This window comes from Flammeovirga agarivorans (genome assembly GCF_012641475.1).
GTDB classification, from domain to species: domain Bacteria; phylum Bacteroidota; class Bacteroidia; order Cytophagales; family Flammeovirgaceae; genus Flammeovirga; species Flammeovirga agarivorans.
Genome location: NZ_JABAIL010000003.1, coordinates 187,693 through 205,936, shown reverse-complemented (window position 1 = coordinate 205,936; position 18,244 = coordinate 187,693). Strand labels below are relative to the sequence as shown.

Sequence of the window (18,244 nt, the reverse complement as noted above, 5' to 3'; positions counted from 1 at the left end):
CAAAGGGTGATATGATAATGTCACTCTTTGTTTTTTCATTTTTTCAAAATTAATCTACCTAAATAAATGAACATACTAGCAATTACATTGATCCTGTTATCCAGCTTTTTCCAAGGTACTTTTGGATTAGGTATGAAGCATATCTCTCCCTTGAAATGGGAAAATTGGTGGGTGGTACATGCACTTGTTGCTATGGTTTTATTCCCAGTTACATGGGCTTTAATTGCAGTTCCAGAGACATTTACCATTATAGGAGAAGCAGATAGTAATGTGTTACTAATGGCTATGCTTTTTGGTTTCTTATGGGGTATTGGAGGTATACTTTTTGGAGTGAGTGTAGAATACACAGGAGTCTCGATTACATATGGTATTGTAATGGGATTAGCCGCTTCAATGGGATCGTTAATTCCAATGTTTCAGATGGAATCATTACCTGAAAACTTTAATCTTGTTTTAGTAGGTGTAGGATTGTTATTAGTAGGGGTAGGAATTACGGCTGTTGCTGGTGTTAAAAGAGATAAAGTACAACAACAGGCAACAATCGAATCAGAAGAGTTAGAAGAAGATGGTGATGTTTTAGTTGCTTCACCAAAAGTAGAAACTAAACCAAAGAAATCAATTCAGACAGGAGTAGCTATTGCAGTAGCATGTGGTGTTCTGTCAGCTTTCTTAAATATTGGGTTTTCCAATACTGCACCCGTTGCAGAATTAGCAGTAACTAAATATAACGTAGATCCTAAAGATGCAAGTTTAGTGGCTTGGGTTGTAGTATTGATTGGTGCATTTGCAATGAATTTATTGTTCGCTGTCTACAAGTTAGTGACCAATAATTCATGGGGAGACTTCTCTACACCTAACAGTACAAAAGCATATACATGGGCAGTAATCGCTGGTCTTTTCTGGTTTGCTGCACTGGGTGTTTACGGACAAGGAGCGGCATTGATGGGTACATTAGGGCCTGTAATTGGCTGGCCGATGATGTTAGGATTATCCCTAATCATTAGCAATTTCTGGGGGTATAGAGAAGGAGAATGGAAAAACGCTGATCAGCCATTTAAGATTTTACTTGGAGGTTTAGGTGTTTTAATTTTTGCTATCTGTATTCTAGGGTACTCTAATTTGTAATACACCGCTTAATATTTCAATAAAAGAATTAGTGATCATGAAGATAATAGATATTCAGCCATATGTACTTTCACAGGAATTAGAAAATCCTTTCTATTTCTCACAATGGCATTATGCTTCTAGAAAAATATGCTTGGTTAAGATTATCCTAGAAGATGGAACATACGGTTGGGGTGAAGGATATGGACCAGCTGATATGATCAAAACAGGTATTGAGTTTTTTAAGCCTTTTATTCTTGGTGAAAATGTACTTGAAAATGAAAAGTTATGGCAGATCATGTATTTAAGATCACTGGACTTTGGTCGTAGTGGTATTTTTAACGCTGCCATTAGTGCTATTGATGTTGGTATGTGGGATGCAAAAGGGAAGTTACTTAATCAACCAGTTAGTGTGTTGTTGGGTGGTGTTAAAAACCCAGTAATTCACCCTTATGCTACAGGATTTTACTTCACAGATTCTCCAACATTAGAGGAAGATTTAGCCAAAGAAGCCAAACTTTACAGAGAGTTAGGTTTTAAAGCTGCTAAGATGAAAGTAGGTTTAGGCTTAGAAAAGGATGTCTATTATGTCAATCTTCTAAATCAACATCTAGGAGATGATGTAAAACTAATGATCGACTCTAACCATGCCTACAATTATAGAGAAGCCTTAGAGCTTAGTAAGCGATTAGAGCATTTAAATATAGGCTGGTTTGAAGAACCAGTACACCCAGAAGACTATCAAGGATATAAAAAGCTTAGAGAAAATACGACGATTCCTATTGCAGGAGGTGAGTGTGAGTATTTAAGACATGGCTTCAAGCGATTATTTGAGAATGAATGTGTAGATATCGCACAGCCAGATATTTGTGCTACAGGTGGACTAACGGAAGCAAAACGTATCGCCACTTTAGCCTCTACTTATCACAAAGACATTGTGCCACATTCGTGGGGAACTTGGATTGCAATTAGTGCAGCAGTTCACTTTGTGTCTAACCTAGACCAAAACCCAGGTAGAATGTTTAGAGATGCTCCAATGATTGAATTGGACCGTACAGAAAATCCACTTAGAGATGATGTAACCACACATCACATTAAGGTAGAGAATGGTGAAATCAGAATACCAACTCAACCAGGGTTAGGCGTAGATGTAAATCAAGAATTTTTAGAAAAATATTCAATAGAAAAAGATGCAAGTACTGAACCACTATGGTCATAAAGGCCTATACATTGATGGAGCTTTTGTTGAGTCTTCATCGAAAAATACTTTTGATGTAAAATGTCCTGCTAATGAAGAGGTTGTTGCAACCATCGCTTGGGCAGAGAAAGAAGATACAGAATGTGCTTTAAGAGCAGCTGAAGAGGGCTTTAAAGTATGGTCAAAAACTCCAGTTCAGGAGAGAGTAGACAAAATGATGGCTTTAAGAGCAAAGCTGTTAGAAAATAAAGACTTGTTGAAAGAAGTAGTTTCTCATGAAATGGGAAAAACTTTTGATGGAGCAGACGAAGATGTAGTGAGTATCACTAATTCACTTGAGTTTTATGGGAAAGAAATCTTGGCAAAAGAAGATTTCGAAATTCCAGATAGAGAAGGAACTCACCAACATACAATGGTACATCAACCATTAGGTGTAGTTGTCGCTTTCTTGGCGTATAATTTCCCATTACTAAACCTTGGATTTAAACTAGGTCCAGCTTTAGCTGCAGGTTGTTCTATCATTATTAAACCTTCAGAAATTTCACCACTATCAGCATTAATGATAGCGGAATATGCCCATGAGGTTGGTTTCCCTAAGGGTGTAATCACGGTGTTATGTGGAAACAGACAGAACGTGGGTATTCCATTATGTGAGAGTACTATTCCTCGATTAATTACGATGATTGGTGCCACGTATACAGCTCAAAAATTAATTGAGCAAAGTATCAAAACCTCTATCAAAAGATACTCGATGGAGTGTGGTGGTAATGCACCGTTTATTGTATTTGATGATGCAAATATTGACGATGCCTTAGCAGTAGGTACGGGAGTGAAATATGGCAATACGGGTCAGATTTGTGTAGCTCCTAACCGTTTCTTTGTTCAGGAGGGTATCTTCGATGAATATGTAAAGCGTTTTGTAGAGATCGCAGAATCTAAAAAATTAGGTTTTGGTAGAGAAAACAACCCAGATATGGGACCTCTAGTAAGTGAAAAAGCAAGAGATGGTGTACACCAGTTTGTACAAGATTGCTTAGCTCAAGGAGGAACGTTACTAACTGGTGGTGAAAAGGTAGAAGGAAAAGGTTTCTACTATAAGCCAACAGTGATTGTGATGGATGATCCGAAGGCTGCCGTACTACAACATGAAGTATTTGGACCAGTAGCGGTAATTCTGAAGTTCAAAACAACGGAAGAGGTGATCCAGAAATCAAACGATGTTACTGCAGGTTTAGCTTCTTATGTCTTTACAGAGAGTGAAGAAACAATGGCAGAGGTAACCATGGCATTGGAATTTGGAGAGGTGCAACAAAACGGAGTGAAATACGACATTTATCTACCTCACTTAGGAGTGAAAAATAGTGGTTTAAGTATGGACTGTTCAAAGTTTGCTTTGGATGATTACTTAGTTCAGAAAAGAGTCAGCAAAAAATTATAATAAGATGAGTATACCAAAGAAATTTATCAGTTGTGATTGGGGTACTTCTAATTTTCGCTTGAGACTAATTGATACAGAAACATTAGATGTTTTAGAAGAGTTACAAACCAATCAAGGCGTCAAAAAAATGTACAATGAGTATTGTGCACAGCGAAAGTTTGATCGAGGAAACTTCTTTTCTCGATATCTTATAGAGCAACTGGCACAGGTAACTAGCTTGGATGATGATAACGTTATTGTAGCATCAGGTATGATCACGTCTTCAATGGGTATGCAGGAATTAGGATATTCTGAAATGCCTTTTAATGAAGGAGGAGATAACCTTTTCAGCAAGAAGTTATCGCTTTCAAGTAAACTTTCGGTACTCATGGTTTCCGGAGCAAAATCTGGTGATGATGTGATGAGAGGAGAAGAAGTACAGGCTATTGGTATGGCTTCTTTTCTTCCTATTCAAAAAGAAGGGGTACTCATTTTACCGGGAACGCACAGCAAACACCTTTCATTTAAAGATTCAAAGTATACCGATCTGAATACTTTTATGACAGGTGAAATGTTCGAGCTTTTTTGCAAAGAAAGTATCATTGGTAGTTCTGTCGAACCGGGCGAAATGAATGATGAAGCGAAAGCACATTTTATTCAAGGCGTTCGTTTAGGAGCAACTGAAGGTTATAGTAAATACTTATTTAAGATTAGAGCAAACGATTTGATCTCAAAAGTAGATAAGAAGTTGTCTTATTACTATTTGAGTGGTTTGTTGATCGGAGATGAGTTAGGTTACCTAAAAGATCATACAGGAATTATCTGTATGGCTGCTTCAGGAAAGATCAATAATCTATACCAATTGGCTTTAGCTGAAGTGGCTCAAAAAAGACAAGAACTTTTAGTCTTTGACGAAGAAATAATAGAGAAGGCATTACTGATCGGTCAGAAAAGAATATTAGAAAGATATGCAAAATAATAAAGCATTTTCATGGGAGGCTTTTGAGGAAACTCCTGTGGTAGGAATTTTAAGAAATGTATCTCAAGAAGAAGTAGATTTTATAGTTCCTATTTATATTTCTTCAGGATATTCTTCTTTGGAAATAACGATGAATACTGAAGGTGCAACACAATTGATCGCTCAATTAAGAGATGATTATCCTTCATTAAATGTTGGTGCCGGAACTGTTTGTTCAATGGATGATCTAGAGAAGGCATTGATGGCAGGAGTACAGTTTATAGTTACTCCTATCGTTAATGTAGAGGTGATTGCAAAATGTAAATCATTAGAAGTCCCTGTCTTTTCTGGAGCATTGACACCTACAGAAATATATACAGCTTGGGAAGCAGGTGCTTCTGCTGTAAAAATATTTCCTTGTTCACAGTTTGGTTTTCAGTACATTAAAGACGTATTGGCACCATTAAATACAATAAAAGTATTACCTACGGGTGGTGTAACAAAGGAAAATATCTCTGACTTCTTTGCAGCTGGTGCTACAGGAGTAGGGATGGGTAGCTCCCTTTTCCCTAAAGAGATGATTAAAGAAAAAGACGAAAAAGCATTAAGAAATCATTTATCTCTTATAAAAAACCAAATATATCATACGATAAAAGTTTAAAGAAAACGGCCTGATTTTATAATCAGGCTTTTTTTATGTCTGATTTCAATCTTCTGAGAATAATTCGTAGTATAAAATGTTATTTAATTCAATGAAATGTTTTAATTTTCTTAACGTATTATAAAATATGTAACAATGTTTCGTTAATGTAGTTATATTTGAAATCTATTCAAGTCACTGACAACCTTAAAATAAAGACAAAATGAAAAAATTTATCGCACTCTTAATTTTCTCAATGATTAGCTTTATATCTTTTGGACAAGATATTAAAGGAAAGTGGAATACTGGAAAAGAAGACACTATTGTAGAAATTAAAGGAGATGACGTTTTAGAGGGTAAAATTTCTTCAACGCATAATCCAAAAGGGAAGGTAGGAACTGTCATCTTAAGGGATCTGAAAAAGAAAGGTGACCATTATGAAGGAGAAATCTATTCTATCAAGAAAGACGAATGGTACAATGCTGATGTAAAAGTAGTGGACGACCATTTAGAAGTTAAGGTCTCTGTAGGTTTCTTATCAAAAACAGTCGAATGGAAGAAAAAGTAACTTCCGAATCTGATCATTTATGAAGTTAAACATTGAATCTTTAATACCGCCAAAACAAAATAATTATAAAGGGAATAAAATAGCATTATACTTCTTCTTCTTATTTCTTCTCAGAGATTTAGCAAGAACCATTATTATGGTTTTTAAGTTTGACGGAGGAATGGAGAGTATAACGGGTTTACCTATGGATGAATATTCTCTAGATGCGAGTTTATCCTTTACAAATATGTATGGTCTGTTTAGTTCTCACTTTGTGATTTTTACAGTGGTAAAAATTGTTGCAGTATTTAGGTACAGAGAGTGGATTCCTGCCATATATTTAGTAATGCTATGTTATGTGCTGATGGCCATTCTTATCTTAATGCTAAATCCGGCACCCATTATCAGTGGAGCACAATTGGGTATATTTATCCAATTACCTTTGCTATTGATGTTATTATTTTTCTCTTTATTAGAAAGAGACACAGCAAAGTGGAATTTTGGTGAAAAAAAATCATAGTCTATAATTTAGTATAGACATAAAAAAAGAAGGTAATGAAGCCTTCTTTTTTTATGCCCAACAGTTATACAGTTACACCAGTTTCTAAACCGATTTGATATTGAAGAAGTTGTTTCTTCTTAATCATATATAACTTATTTAATAAGTATTGGAAAGAGTTTACCGCATACAGTAAGATATTCAGATCCTTTTCATTGTAGGTTTCAACCCCTAAATAAACGAGGTCTTCTTTCACATACATCTCAAAGTTTTCTTTCATATCTAGAGGTATTGTAGCCACCAATTCTTCAATATCAATAAGTTCTTTAATACACTCTTTAAATGCCTTCTCTGACTTGATATTTAAGAAACCAAGTTTTGCATCATCAATGGTGTTTACGGTCTGAATAAACTCAAGTTCGCTATTAAAAGTACTCCAGAGTTTATTTTGCTCATTGGTAAAGTTGTCAAAATTAATTAGTTCATCGTATAGATTTTCAAGTTGTGCATCATCTGTTTTATTAATAAAATACTGATAGATGATTTGATCATGAGCACTCAACTTCTCATTTAATTTCTCTAGCTTTTCTTTTAAAGAATGAATTAAACTCCCCGCTTTCTTTTTGGTGAATTGCTCCCCATCATACTCAAACTTTTTTATGCCAGTATTGTTATAGGCTATTTCTGTTAATACATGAATATCAGACTCTAATACGGTTTGTTCTTTTGTGAGGGTAACCACTTCATCATTAAAAAGGTCACCAAATAAAGTGGGAACGGATGATTTATTCTCAAGGTCGATTTCAACAGGGTTGTGTAGATTATAATAGCCGTTGTATAACTTAGAAAAATTATTTCTTTGATAATCTTCCTTATAAGAAATCTCAAATTCAGCCATTGAAATGGGCTGACATCCTTCAACTTCTATATTACCTTCATATATAGTTAACGTCATTTTCTTCTGATATTCCTCCAATTTTGAAAGAATGGAATTCGCTGGTGAATGATCAATATTCTCTAGGTGAATACCTAATTCATCTAAACGGTCAATACGATCTTTAGTACTCGGATGAGAAGACCATTGTTCATTAATATTTAGTTTTGTAGAAATATTATTCTCTTCTTCTTGAAGTGATAATTGAGGTAATCCATGTTGTGATGAGATTTCCGTCTCTTGTGCAGTGAAATTCATCACAAAACGATGCTCATTGTAAAGGTTCTGACCATAGATCTTCTCTTGTGATTTTTCCTGATAGAATCGAATCACATTATTAAGTGATTTACTGGCAAATTCGATACGCAGAAGCGAAGTTTTTAAAGGTGTACTTCCTGCTACATGAGCACTGATTTCATCGGCATGAAATTCCATTTCTCTCGAAAGTCCCATATAGCTCTTATTTACCCATTCGAAACATTGTTGGAGAATCCACTGAACACCCATATTGATTTTAAAGGCTATAACCACAAAAACAGAGAAATAACCAGAGATACTTGCCCAATTACTGGCCATATTGGTATACCCTTCATTATTGTAAAGGATATTATATATTACTTGATTTACATTATAAACATAGCTCCCCACTTTCATGGTTCTCTGCGAGAAATGACCAAACTCATGAGCCAGAATTGCTTTCAATTCAGACTTACTCACACTATTAATTAGACCCAAACCGATAACTAAGTTTTTACGAATAGGTAAAAACATACTCCAGAAACTTGAGTTATAAAAAACGAAAGCATTCACCTCATCGGTGAGGTAGACATGTTTTGGGAAATGAGTATCTACTTCCTCTACAATTTCTTGTAGCATTGAAAATAGTTCAGGTTCATCTTTTTGATAGACCTCAATAAAATTGGATTTATCTTCTTTAGTGGATTGGAAGATAAATTTCAGCAGGAAAATCATGATTAGAATCCCCATACTTATTAGTCCAATACCAAGTCCAATAGTGATTAATCTTGGAGCATTGATGATGATCATGCCACCAATGTAAATACAAAACGCTGTGAGTAGGGTAGCCAATGAAAGAAGGACTCCATAAATCAATACAAAAATGATAATAGAGAAGATGGCCTTTCTTGTTTTGTTTTTAAAAGAAGGCGAGAGTTCAATTTGATCTTTAGTCATTGTTCTTAAATAGTTGCTTTAAAAAGTAGTATAAACATGTATGGATGTTTAAAAAATTCATCAACTAATTTAAAAAAAATAAACTAAGTGACTTTCCTTTCTGCTGCAAATTTTCCTTGTGATGGGAATAACAACTTATTCCACAGCCCCTCCAAGTGTTTTACCAAGTCGAAAATTAATGAACCTTTGAGGAATGGTCCATGTATCATAATACAATTCTGAGAAGTCTACGATGTCATTAAAAGCTATAAATACCTCTCCTTCTTTGGTTTCATAAACCAATAATTTCTGGCAAAAAGCATCGAGACCAAGACGAGGAGTTGTATGCATTGCCTTTCCTCCAGGTGCGGGACCTCCAAAAAGAATCAGATAAGTCGGAGGAATTTCTATTCCTACTTTCTTTGATTCGGCTTGATAATTAATATCAGCAAAAAAACGAGTGTCACCTTCTTTTCCAATAGCTGCTTTAAGGTCTTTAATTGAAGTAAGGAAATCTTTCTCAGATTTTATGATTCTTAACCCAAACCCTTTGTCAACTTTAGACAGGTCTACTGTTTTCACCATGTTAGGAGGAAATTTACTCACGATTTTATCCATCACTAATTTATACCCTTTTACATCTTCACTAGTTAGTTGATGTCGTTGCTGAATAAACTCTGCAGACGTATAAGCTAAACTTACTTTTTGGGTATCAGGTTCTGAATACAATAGAATTTTAAAGGGTAAATCTATTCCTGCAACTTGGCTTTTTTGTAAGATTCTCGCATTGACTTTTGGTCGGGAAAAAATGGTTACGATAGATGGTGGCGTATATACATTTTCATCGATAGCCATACGAGAATGATCCAGTTCGATAAGTTTATTTTTATCCGGTATCAGTGTATTTAAAACTTTAAGGTGCTGGTCTAATTTATCCTGAACCTGAGCGGCCATATGGTTATGGATAGGAGAATCAGAAGAACAAGAAATCAGGAAAAGAATAAGAAATATATTGATTGAATCTTTAAGTCTCATTATAATTTTTCTTAGCTAAATTCTGGGTTATTTTTTAGATAAATGTCAATCTATCATGTAGTTAATTTACAGAATAATAAGAGTACTTCAAAAAACATTATTTCCCATTATCAATAAAAAAGCCCTTAGAACTAATTCCTAAGGGCTTTGATATGATTTATTATTGTGCTAATATTTCTAGAATTCTTTCGGTGGCTTTGCCATCCCATAACTTTGGAATCTGACCACTTTTATAAGTACCTTCCTCGATCTGTTTCAGGTAACCTGAAATCTCTTCCATATCGAAATTGACTAATGTATTTGTCCCTTCTGTAATCGTTACAGGTCTTTCTGTATTTTCTCTTACCGTTAAACATGGAACCTTTCTAAAGGTTGTTTCTTCTTGTACTCCACCACTGTCAGTTAATACTGCTTTTGCATTTTTTATTAGCGATTGGAACTCGAAGTAACCTAGAGGATGAGTGATAATCAGGTGAGGAATAGCTTTAAACTTATCCAATAATCCAGATTTTTTAAGGTTGTTCATAGTACGTGGGTGTAAAGGAAGAACAACTTTTCGTTTTTCAGTGAGCATATTTAGAAGCTGGTAGAGCTTATTGATATTTCTGCCAAAATCTACGTTAGACGGTCTGTGGAAAGTACACAAGTAAAACTCATCTTTCTTTACTCCAAGCTCACTTAGAATAGTAGAAGCATCGATGTCTTTTTCATAATGAACAAGGGTATCGATCATCGTATTACCAACATAGTGTAATGCCGCATCTACTCCATCTTTTTTAAGGTTTCTGATACCGGAATCTTCTGTGACAAAGCAGATATCAGAAATATTATCTGTGATAATTCTATTGTGTTCCTCGGGCATATTATGATCGTCTGATCTTAAACCACTCTCCAAGTGACCTAACTTGATACCTAATTTCTTCGCTGCAATTGCTCCAGCCATTGTTGAGTTAACATCACCAGGTACAATAAGAATATCTGGCTGACCTTTCCTTTCAAAAAGCTCCTCTAATTTTAATATAATTTGTGCGACTTGTGCGGCAGGAGTGAGTTGACCTATCCCAAGGTAATAATCGATCTCTAAGTTAAATTGATCGAAAAATACTTTGGACATATTGACATCATAATGTTGTCCTGTATGGATTATTTTGACATCCATATTATAGGTTTTTGCTAGTGTTTTAAAGCGAGTGACTTTAATAAAATTCGGTCGAGTACCAATCAATAAAAAAATCTTTTTCATAGATAAAAAGCATTTCGAATTCCATTTTTCAGAAAATAAAAAGCCAACGCATGAAATAGGTTGGCTTTTATGTTTTTGAAGTTAAATGAAATTGGATGGAGTTAAATTATAATATATTGAATTGACTATCATTGAGATAACCACCTGTTTTTCTTCTTTGATATATCTGTTTAACGGTACCCTAATGACGAATCCTTGCATAATGTTACTTTTCAATTTCATAATCCGACTGCAAATATTTTGGAGGAAATATGATTATTAAGTGTTTCTCGAAATGATATGAAGGTGACTAGAATAGAATTTTGTAAATTATTTATAGTGAATTTTATAACCTATGAGCTATACAAGTAACCATCATAAAAATGTATTAGAATTATGGAATGAAGGATTTCAAGGTAAGGTGAAGGATAATTGCCTTGTCTTTGATAATGCAAAGGGAAAAGGTAGTATTAAAAAATTTGTCTTTGAAAAAGAGGGCTATGAAATCCTAATCTTTGATTTTAATCTAAAAGAAGATCTAAGTTTTTATCGAGAAATCGATTTTGAAAATCAATATGTTGGGATAAAATTCACCTATCCGGGAGTTACCAAAATGGTTAGTACTTACCTTCAGAATGATGAATACTCGGACATTAGCAATGGCTCTTTTGGGGTTATATGTACGAACTTCTCTGGTCAGATGGAGTGGTCATACAATAAAGGAGTTGATAATAAGATTATCATCATTCGCATCAAGAAAACGAGGTTTTTAGAATTTAGTCAGCAATACGAAACAACCAGAGCATTGTTAGATCTCAGTAAATCGTTTTTCGTTTTTGAGGATCTAAATTTATTAATGACTTGGTATGTTGATGAAATATTTAGGTGTGATGAAACGGAGTTATTTCACAAAGAACGCTTACAAGCTATTAGTTCAGGTCTTATTAATAGGTTCTTCATGAGTATTGCTTCTAGAGAATTACCAAATACGAAAGATGAACTAAATAAATTATCTAGACCCGTACTCGAAACCTATGAAATTCTTAAAAAGACCTTAGATCGGGTAATCCCTATTGAGGAGATCACAAGAGAGGTAGGTTTAAGTGAAAGTCGGTTGAGGTATCTTTTTAAGCAAGCTTTTGGAGCTTCTGTCAGTAACTATCATCAGAAATTAAGACTAGAAAAATCCAAAGAATTATTAAAGCAAAATCATAAGACCAATTTACAAATAGCTATGGATTTAGGCTTCTCAAGTGCTAGTCATTATTCTGTTGCATTTAAAAAGTGTTTTAAAGAAACACCAAACGAATACCGAAAAAGAATAATAAGATGAATGATAAAGCCATAGAGACTACTTTAGATCGTTGGGCTTCTCATTTAGAGGTGACTAAAAAAGAAAATAAAGTAGTTGTAGATAATAATAAAGCAAAAGGATATATAGAAGCGATTGCTTTCGAAGAACTTGATGTCTTAAAGTTAGAGTTATACCTAAAGCAAGATCTCCCTTTTCGTCACCCAAATTTGGGACACTTACCTTATATAAGAATGTCTTTCTTAATGCCTTTGGAAGAAAAAATTGTTGAACAGAAAAAAGATGTACAAGATCCAACAGAATTGTACGAATATAGTGAAAGTGGGTATGGAGTATATGTCACCAATTCTTCGAGAAGCTTTAAAGTGGATTTTAAGAAAAGACCTCAATTACGTATTCTAGAACTCAGAATTTCAAAGGATCTTTTTAGGTCTTTTACTTCCCAGTCTAAGAAATTACAAAATCTAATGCCACAAGACGATTACTTTGTAGTATTTGAGGAATTGGACCCTAAAGGAAGGTGGATGTTTGACACTGTTTTTAGTACTACAGAGAAGGATTATTATTACTTAGAAAGGATAAAAACGACCACCTTTGGATTGCTTACACACTTCTTTATTTGTGTGAATAGTAGAGAAGTTATTGAAGCATCCAATAAATACCCGTTTAATATGGATGCAGTGTTGCAGACACAAAATTACCTTTACGAAAACTCAGATAGAGTGGTTACTATCAATGAAGTATCAAAGGAAGTGGGTTTAAGTGAGAGTCGATTACGTTATCTTTTTAAACAGGTTTTTGGGGTTTCGATCATGAGTTATCATCAAGATGTTCGGTTACATCAATCAAAAGAAATATTGAAATCATTAAAAGTGCCTATTTCAGCTATTGCATTAGATTTTGGGTTCAATAGTGCGAGCCATTATACGACATCTTTCAAGAAAAAATTTAAGCTTACACCTAAAGAGTTTCAAGAAAAATATACAGCACAATTTATCTAATAAAAAACACCTCGCTGACAATATCAACGAGGTGTCTCATGAACTTAACTCTCTCAATTTTTTTTCACTTATCTACTAAGCGCATTCATCTAACTTCTAATTATACTAACGGGTCTAATTTTAATTATGTTTCATGTTAAACAATGAAATAATGTTAAAAATCAAACTAAATTCAAGGTGACAAGATAATATTCAATAGGAATGCGATTAATGTGTACATATTCAAGAGTGAAGGAGAAATGTTGATACTAAAAAACTGAATTTTATTATCTTTAGATTCATAACACAAACTCGATGAACTTGACAACTAAATTTTTAATACTTTCCTTTTTTTTACCGTTTATATCGATCGCACAAACGGAGCATCAAGAATTGGTCAATAGCCAACAATATGCATTGGTCATTGGAACTAACGATTACCAAGGAAAACCGGATTGGCAAAACTTAGAGAATGCAGAAAACGATGCGAAAAGTATTGAAGAAGTACTCAAAAAAGATTATTTCTTTAAAACTAAATTGCTACTTTCTCCAACAAGAGAAGATGTTGAGAAAGCAATATTGAGGTACAATAACATATTATCTGAACAAGACCGATTTTTAATATATATCGCAGGACATGGAGATTATGATGCTTCAAGTTTTGATGATGGATTTTTAGTGTTTAAGGATACTAAAACAGTAAAGAAGGATCCGACAAGAAATACATACCTACAGTACAAAAAATTAAGTGGGATGTTAGAAGCATTGAAAGCAAAACATGTTGCAATTGTATTAGATGTTTGCTTTGGAGGTAGCTTTAATGAGAATTTAAGAGATAAGAGTAGAAGTCGAGGAGCAGAAATGGATAGAAATACCATGAAATTTCTCAACAAGAAAATGCATAAAACAACAAGAGTGTATTTGACTTCAGGAGCCTTGGAAGAAGTGCCAGATAATGGAGTAAATGGACACTCTCCATTTTGTAATGCAATTTTAAATGCTTTGTACCAAGAGGACCTAGAATTATTTACTTTATCAGATTTACATCACAGCACAAAAAGAACCCAGACAGAGAGTTTATATGGTTCATTTGGTAGTGATGATCCTGGTAGTGAATTTATTTTTAGTAAAGGCAGTAAGGTCAGTTTATCAGAAATGAACAATTCTCAAACTTCAATTTCTAGTGACATTAATGAGGAGATCGCAACAAGAGGAGTCAAGGAAGAGAAAGATATCAACTTATACACTATTGGGGTCATAATTATCCTACTATTAGTGTTTGTGATTTTGAAACTATACTTATCCAACAGAAGGAAGGTTGCTGCAGTACAACCTCAACCAGTAGAAACAGTAACTGAGGTAAAAGAAGAGAAAATCATTGAGCAACCAATAGTAAATTATGATGTGCTATCGGAGGAGGAAAAAGTAAAATATATCACGCAGAAAGATTTTACGTCCTTTAATGATCAACAATTGGAGCATATCAAACATCAATTGAGCTTGTATGAAATCTACAGAAAGAACCTTCAACATGCTGAAATAGCTGCTGCGAAACATGGTGAAAACATTCCTCCAATAGTATTACACAGAATGGAAGATGCTAAAAAAGGAATGAGGGAAGTAAAAAATAATCTATTAGCATTGTTATCATGATCGAATCACAAAATAAAGAATACTACATAGGAGGCTCCAAGTTTAATGTAATTTATGGGGATATCATTGAAGTGAAATCTGATGTAACCGTTAGCTCCGACGATAATTTTGTTAGTATGGGTGGTGGTGTATCTCGAAGAATTTTAAACGAAGGAGGAATAGAAATTCAATTTGATGCTCAGAAACATACTGACTTAAAATTGGGAGATGTTCTCGTTACGACAGCAGGAAGGTTATCCTCAAAATATATTTTCCATGCGATTACTATAGATTTTAATACCGGTGATATTGTCAATGTTGATGTATTGGAAGAAATCCTAGCGCGTATATTAGAATTGGGTAAATCTCTTCGTATTAGATCTATTACGTTACCTGCTATAGGGACTGGTACGGCAGGGTTTGAATTGGAGCAAGCGGTAAAAACAACGACTGAAACGATTTCTGAATTTTTGTATCAAAATACATGTATCGACGAGATCAATTTATGCTTATTACCGGGCGTTGCTAACAATGAAGATATGAATGCTCTTTTTGAAGGAGCTGTTGAATTTGCCTCTATCACTAAACAAAACAAAGAAATAAGAGATTTATTGACAGGAGTAAATAGTACTTTAAAAGAAAGAGGAAGTGTTGATAAAGAATTGATCAGTAGATTAGAAGTAGGGCTCAAACATATCGATGAGATTGAAATGGGACAAGACAATACTATTGCTGTCGCTACTATTCCACACCTATTGGAAGATCTACAATTTTTAGAGGACTTGTACCATAATATCAATAATCATAAACATACCATTGAGCAATTAAAAGAAGATAAGAAAGTATCTGAACAAGCATTAAATTACTATAACTCGGCATTAAGACACTATGAAATCGAAAAAGCAAAATATGGAGGAGAGATGGTTCCTTTTCAACTCATCACAAATATTGAGGATGCCAAGAAAGGAAGGGAAGAAACGTTGAATAAGATCACTTCAATAAATGATGAATTAAATAATTTTTTACAAGCTTAAAACAATGAATACAACAACTAATTTAACATACGAACCTTTAACAAGAGACCACTTGGAAGAAGTGAAAATCATCTATGATTACTATGTGAAAAATTCTACAGCAACTTTCCACATGGATGAAGTATTGATAGAAGAATTGGAAGCCTTTATCCCAATTGGAAGCAAAAAATACCCCTCATATTTAGTAAAAGAAGGTACTACTGTAGTGGGTTATGCCTATTTGGGCCCGTTTAAAAGTAGAGAAGCCTATAATCGTACAGCAGAAGTAACTATTTACTTGGACCATAAAGCCTCAGGAAGAGGAATCGCTTCTAAAGTGATTAAAAAACTTGAAATGGATGCACTGGAAGGAGATATGATCTGTGTATTGATGGCAGTAATAACAGGAGATAACTTAGCTAGTATTCGCTTATTTGAAAAGTTAGGATACGAAAAATGTGCACATTTAAAACAGGTGGGTGAGAAATTTGGTAAAATCTTGGATGTAGTCGATTACCAAAAAATTATTCGATAGATTTTCAATTATTAACAAAAAAATACCCCAAAAGGGGGATATTCTAGATTAATGTAATTTCATAGTTTTACTAGCAAATTATTACGATGATATAGAGGAGGATTCTGCCCAACTGATTTCTTTATCAACTAAAAGTGTTTCTCCTCTGACAATTTTTAAACTTCATTAATTATAGTAAACGCTATGAAAACATTAACTACACTCTTAATGTTACTTTTTGCTACGTCATGTCTTTTTGCCCAAAAAATTCCTTTTCAGGGTAAATTATCGGCAGCAGACACGCTAGTAAACACTACTGTCACTTTAAACTTCTCTTTAGATGGAACCGACTGGTCTGAAGAACACACAGGTGTAATGGTCACTGACGGGTTCTATTCAGTGGTTTTAGGTAGTATGGAGCCTATTCCTAACAACATCTACAATCAAGAAGGAGAAGCAATGCTTTACCTAAGTGTTGATGGTAATTCACTGGATCCTATTACTTTATATGCTCCAATTGTAGGAGATTTAGGAGAAGGATCTGGCAACGTTAATCATGAAAATGGTGTGATGGCAGTAAGTATTATGCCCAACAAGATCCAATTGGATTCTGATGACGGATCAAAAAAGGCTCAATTAGAAATTGATAGCAATGGGAATGGTGGACTCGCTGTTTATGACCATCAAGGTAGAAACAAAGCATGGTTATATGCTTATGGAACAGATTCAGTAAATACTGGAGGTTTATTATCCATGTATGGAACAGAAAGTGGTGCTTGGGTTGGTACAGGCTTTAAAGTTTGGGAACCAACAAATCTTCCATTCTTTCACTTAGAGGGTTATCAAATTCCACATCACCCAATTGTAAACTTGGAAATTACTGATGTACAGGATAATACAGGTGGTGTAATCGGTGAAGGTGGATCTCTTCGTTTATCTTCTTCTTTTGAAGGTTCTGATGCTGGTTTGTCGATGAATATCATTGCTGATGGAACAGACAGAGCAACGGGAGAAATGTTCTTATGGGGACAAAACACTCCAAATATCCAAATGATGGGTAAGACTTGGGAAAACTCAAACTATGGTCTATTGCAAGTTTATGGAGAGACAGGTGATGGCAATGGCTGGTATAGAAGCTTAGTAACCATGGAAGCTGTTTATGATGATTACATGGACTTAGACCAAGGGATGATTCATGTAAATAATACCAGTAATGATAGACACACATATATCGATTCTCATGGTATTTGGCATCGTTCGGAACATGGAAATGGCGTTGGAATGTACTTGAAGGATTGGGATAACAACTTACCTATCTTACAATTAGAAGCGACTCCTGAGCATGACGAACCGAATGTCTTTATGGCTGAGGTGGTTATGGATGATGAAAACAGACAAGCAGGTAATCTTCATATTAGAGATGTTGATTCGAATTATTCTTCAACTTTTAACCATAGGTCGTTATCCATCAACAACCACCAAAATGGATATTTTACAGGGATTGGTTACAACGATTTTATTATTGGTAAGGAATCTTACGGTGATATAGCTTGGTTGGGCACAGTCAATGATAGTACAAACAGCTATGGACAATTAGTGTTGAGACATACCAATGGTGCTGAATTGGCTTTAGATGTATATACTGATTTCTCTTTAGTTTCATCAGATAGAAGATACAAATCAAATATTACTCCTCTTACTTCTTCGTTGGAGAATGTAATGAAATTGCAAGGAGTTTCTTATTTATATAAAGCAGACGAATTCCCTAAAAAAGGATTTGATAAAGATGTTCAAATCGGTTTGATTGCTCAGGAGGTAGAGCAAGTATTCCCTGAGTTAGTAGAAACGGATGATAAAGGCTACAAATCTGTGCATTATGCACAAACAGTGGCTGTTCTTATTGAAGCATTAAAGGAGCTTAATCAGAAGGTGGAAACTTTGGAAGCAGAAAACCAATCACTAAAAGCATCTGTTGAAAAGGCAAACCAAAATGAAGCAGATTTAAAAGCAATGAAACTTCAATTAGAGGTATTATCAAAAATCATCACTTCTTCATCTAAATAATC

Annotated in this window: 16 protein-coding genes; 13 read left to right on the top strand and 3 right to left on the bottom strand. The window is 34.5% G+C overall.

Features of this window, described 5'->3' with window-relative positions:
- Positions 1-66: 66 nt before the first annotated feature.
- From HGP29_RS10055 to HGP29_RS10025, 7 genes are all read left to right on the top strand, one after another.
- Positions 67-1,125: an L-rhamnose/proton symporter RhaT gene (locus HGP29_RS10055; protein ID WP_168882269.1), complete on the top strand. Its 1,059-nt coding sequence runs from the start codon at positions 67-69 to the stop codon at positions 1,123-1,125.
- 37 nt (positions 1,126-1,162) lie between these two features.
- The gene (locus tag HGP29_RS10050; protein ID WP_168882268.1) at positions 1,163-2,323 is read left to right on the top strand and encodes a mandelate racemase/muconate lactonizing enzyme family protein; all 1,161 of its coding nucleotides are present in this window, start codon (positions 1,163-1,165) and stop codon (positions 2,321-2,323) included.
- Entirely contained in the window at positions 2,295-3,740 is a 1,446-nt protein-coding gene (locus HGP29_RS10045; protein ID WP_168882267.1) for an aldehyde dehydrogenase family protein, read from the top strand. Before HGP29_RS10050 ends, HGP29_RS10045 begins: the two co-directional genes overlap by 29 nt.
- 4 nt (positions 3,741-3,744) lie before the next feature.
- Positions 3,745-4,698, top strand: a complete 954-nt coding sequence (locus HGP29_RS10040) for a 2-dehydro-3-deoxygalactonokinase (RefSeq protein WP_168882266.1) — start codon at positions 3,745-3,747, stop codon at positions 4,696-4,698.
- On the top strand, positions 4,688-5,338 hold the full coding sequence (locus tag HGP29_RS10035) for a bifunctional 4-hydroxy-2-oxoglutarate aldolase/2-dehydro-3-deoxy-phosphogluconate aldolase (RefSeq protein ID WP_168882265.1): 651 nt from the start codon (positions 4,688-4,690) through the stop codon (positions 5,336-5,338). Before HGP29_RS10040 ends, HGP29_RS10035 begins: the two co-directional genes overlap by 11 nt.
- Positions 5,339-5,540: 202 nt before the next feature.
- Positions 5,541-5,885 carry a DUF2147 domain-containing protein gene (locus tag HGP29_RS10030; RefSeq protein ID WP_168882264.1) on the top strand — a complete coding sequence of 115 codons (345 nt, stop codon included), beginning with the start codon at positions 5,541-5,543 and terminating at the stop codon, positions 5,883-5,885.
- A gap of 19 nt (positions 5,886-5,904) precedes the next feature.
- The gene (locus HGP29_RS10025; RefSeq protein ID WP_168882263.1) at positions 5,905-6,384 is read left to right on the top strand and encodes a hypothetical protein; all 480 of its coding nucleotides are present in this window, start codon (positions 5,905-5,907) and stop codon (positions 6,382-6,384) included.
- Between the two features lie 64 nt (positions 6,385-6,448).
- On the opposite strand, the gene HGP29_RS10020 is transcribed toward HGP29_RS10025, so the two are convergent.
- The 3 genes from HGP29_RS10020 to wecB form a co-directional block, all read right to left on the bottom strand.
- Positions 6,449-8,491 carry a M48 family metalloprotease gene (locus tag HGP29_RS10020; protein WP_168882262.1) on the bottom strand — a complete coding sequence of 681 codons (2,043 nt, stop codon included), beginning with the start codon at positions 8,489-8,491 and terminating at the stop codon, positions 6,449-6,451.
- 135 nt (positions 8,492-8,626) lie between these two features.
- Positions 8,627-9,505 carry a DUF302 domain-containing protein gene (locus tag HGP29_RS10015; RefSeq protein WP_168882261.1) on the bottom strand — a complete coding sequence of 293 codons (879 nt, stop codon included), beginning with the start codon at positions 9,503-9,505 and terminating at the stop codon, positions 8,627-8,629.
- Positions 9,506-9,665: 160 nt separating this feature from the next.
- Positions 9,666-10,748, bottom strand: a complete 1,083-nt coding sequence (gene wecB / locus HGP29_RS10010; protein WP_168882260.1) for a non-hydrolyzing UDP-N-acetylglucosamine 2-epimerase — start codon at positions 10,746-10,748, stop codon at positions 9,666-9,668.
- A gap of 334 nt (positions 10,749-11,082) precedes the next feature.
- Between wecB and HGP29_RS10005 the strand changes: the two genes are divergently transcribed.
- The 6 genes from HGP29_RS10005 to HGP29_RS09980 all read left to right on the top strand — a co-directional run bounded on the left by HGP29_RS10005 (position 11,083) and on the right by HGP29_RS09980 (position 18,242).
- A complete protein-coding gene (locus HGP29_RS10005; RefSeq protein ID WP_168882259.1) occupies positions 11,083-12,060 on the top strand; it encodes a helix-turn-helix domain-containing protein in 978 nt (325 codons plus the stop codon).
- The gene (locus HGP29_RS10000; RefSeq protein ID WP_168882258.1) at positions 12,057-13,040 is read left to right on the top strand and encodes a helix-turn-helix domain-containing protein; all 984 of its coding nucleotides are present in this window, start codon (positions 12,057-12,059) and stop codon (positions 13,038-13,040) included. The genes HGP29_RS10005 and HGP29_RS10000 overlap by 4 nt, the downstream gene beginning before the upstream one ends.
- A 300-nt stretch (positions 13,041-13,340) precedes the next feature.
- A complete protein-coding gene (locus HGP29_RS09995; RefSeq protein ID WP_211093257.1) occupies positions 13,341-14,672 on the top strand; it encodes a caspase family protein in 1,332 nt (443 codons plus the stop codon).
- Entirely contained in the window at positions 14,669-15,685 is a 1,017-nt protein-coding gene (locus tag HGP29_RS09990; protein ID WP_168882256.1) for a macro domain-containing protein, read from the top strand. The genes HGP29_RS09995 and HGP29_RS09990 overlap by 4 nt, the downstream gene beginning before the upstream one ends.
- 4 nt (positions 15,686-15,689) lie before the next feature.
- Positions 15,690-16,199: a GNAT family N-acetyltransferase gene (locus HGP29_RS09985; protein ID WP_168882255.1), complete on the top strand. Its 510-nt coding sequence runs from the start codon at positions 15,690-15,692 to the stop codon at positions 16,197-16,199.
- Positions 16,200-16,382: 183 nt separating this feature from the next.
- Entirely contained in the window at positions 16,383-18,242 is a 1,860-nt protein-coding gene (locus tag HGP29_RS09980) for a tail fiber domain-containing protein (protein WP_168882254.1), read from the top strand.
- Positions 18,243-18,244 lie beyond the last annotated feature (2 nt).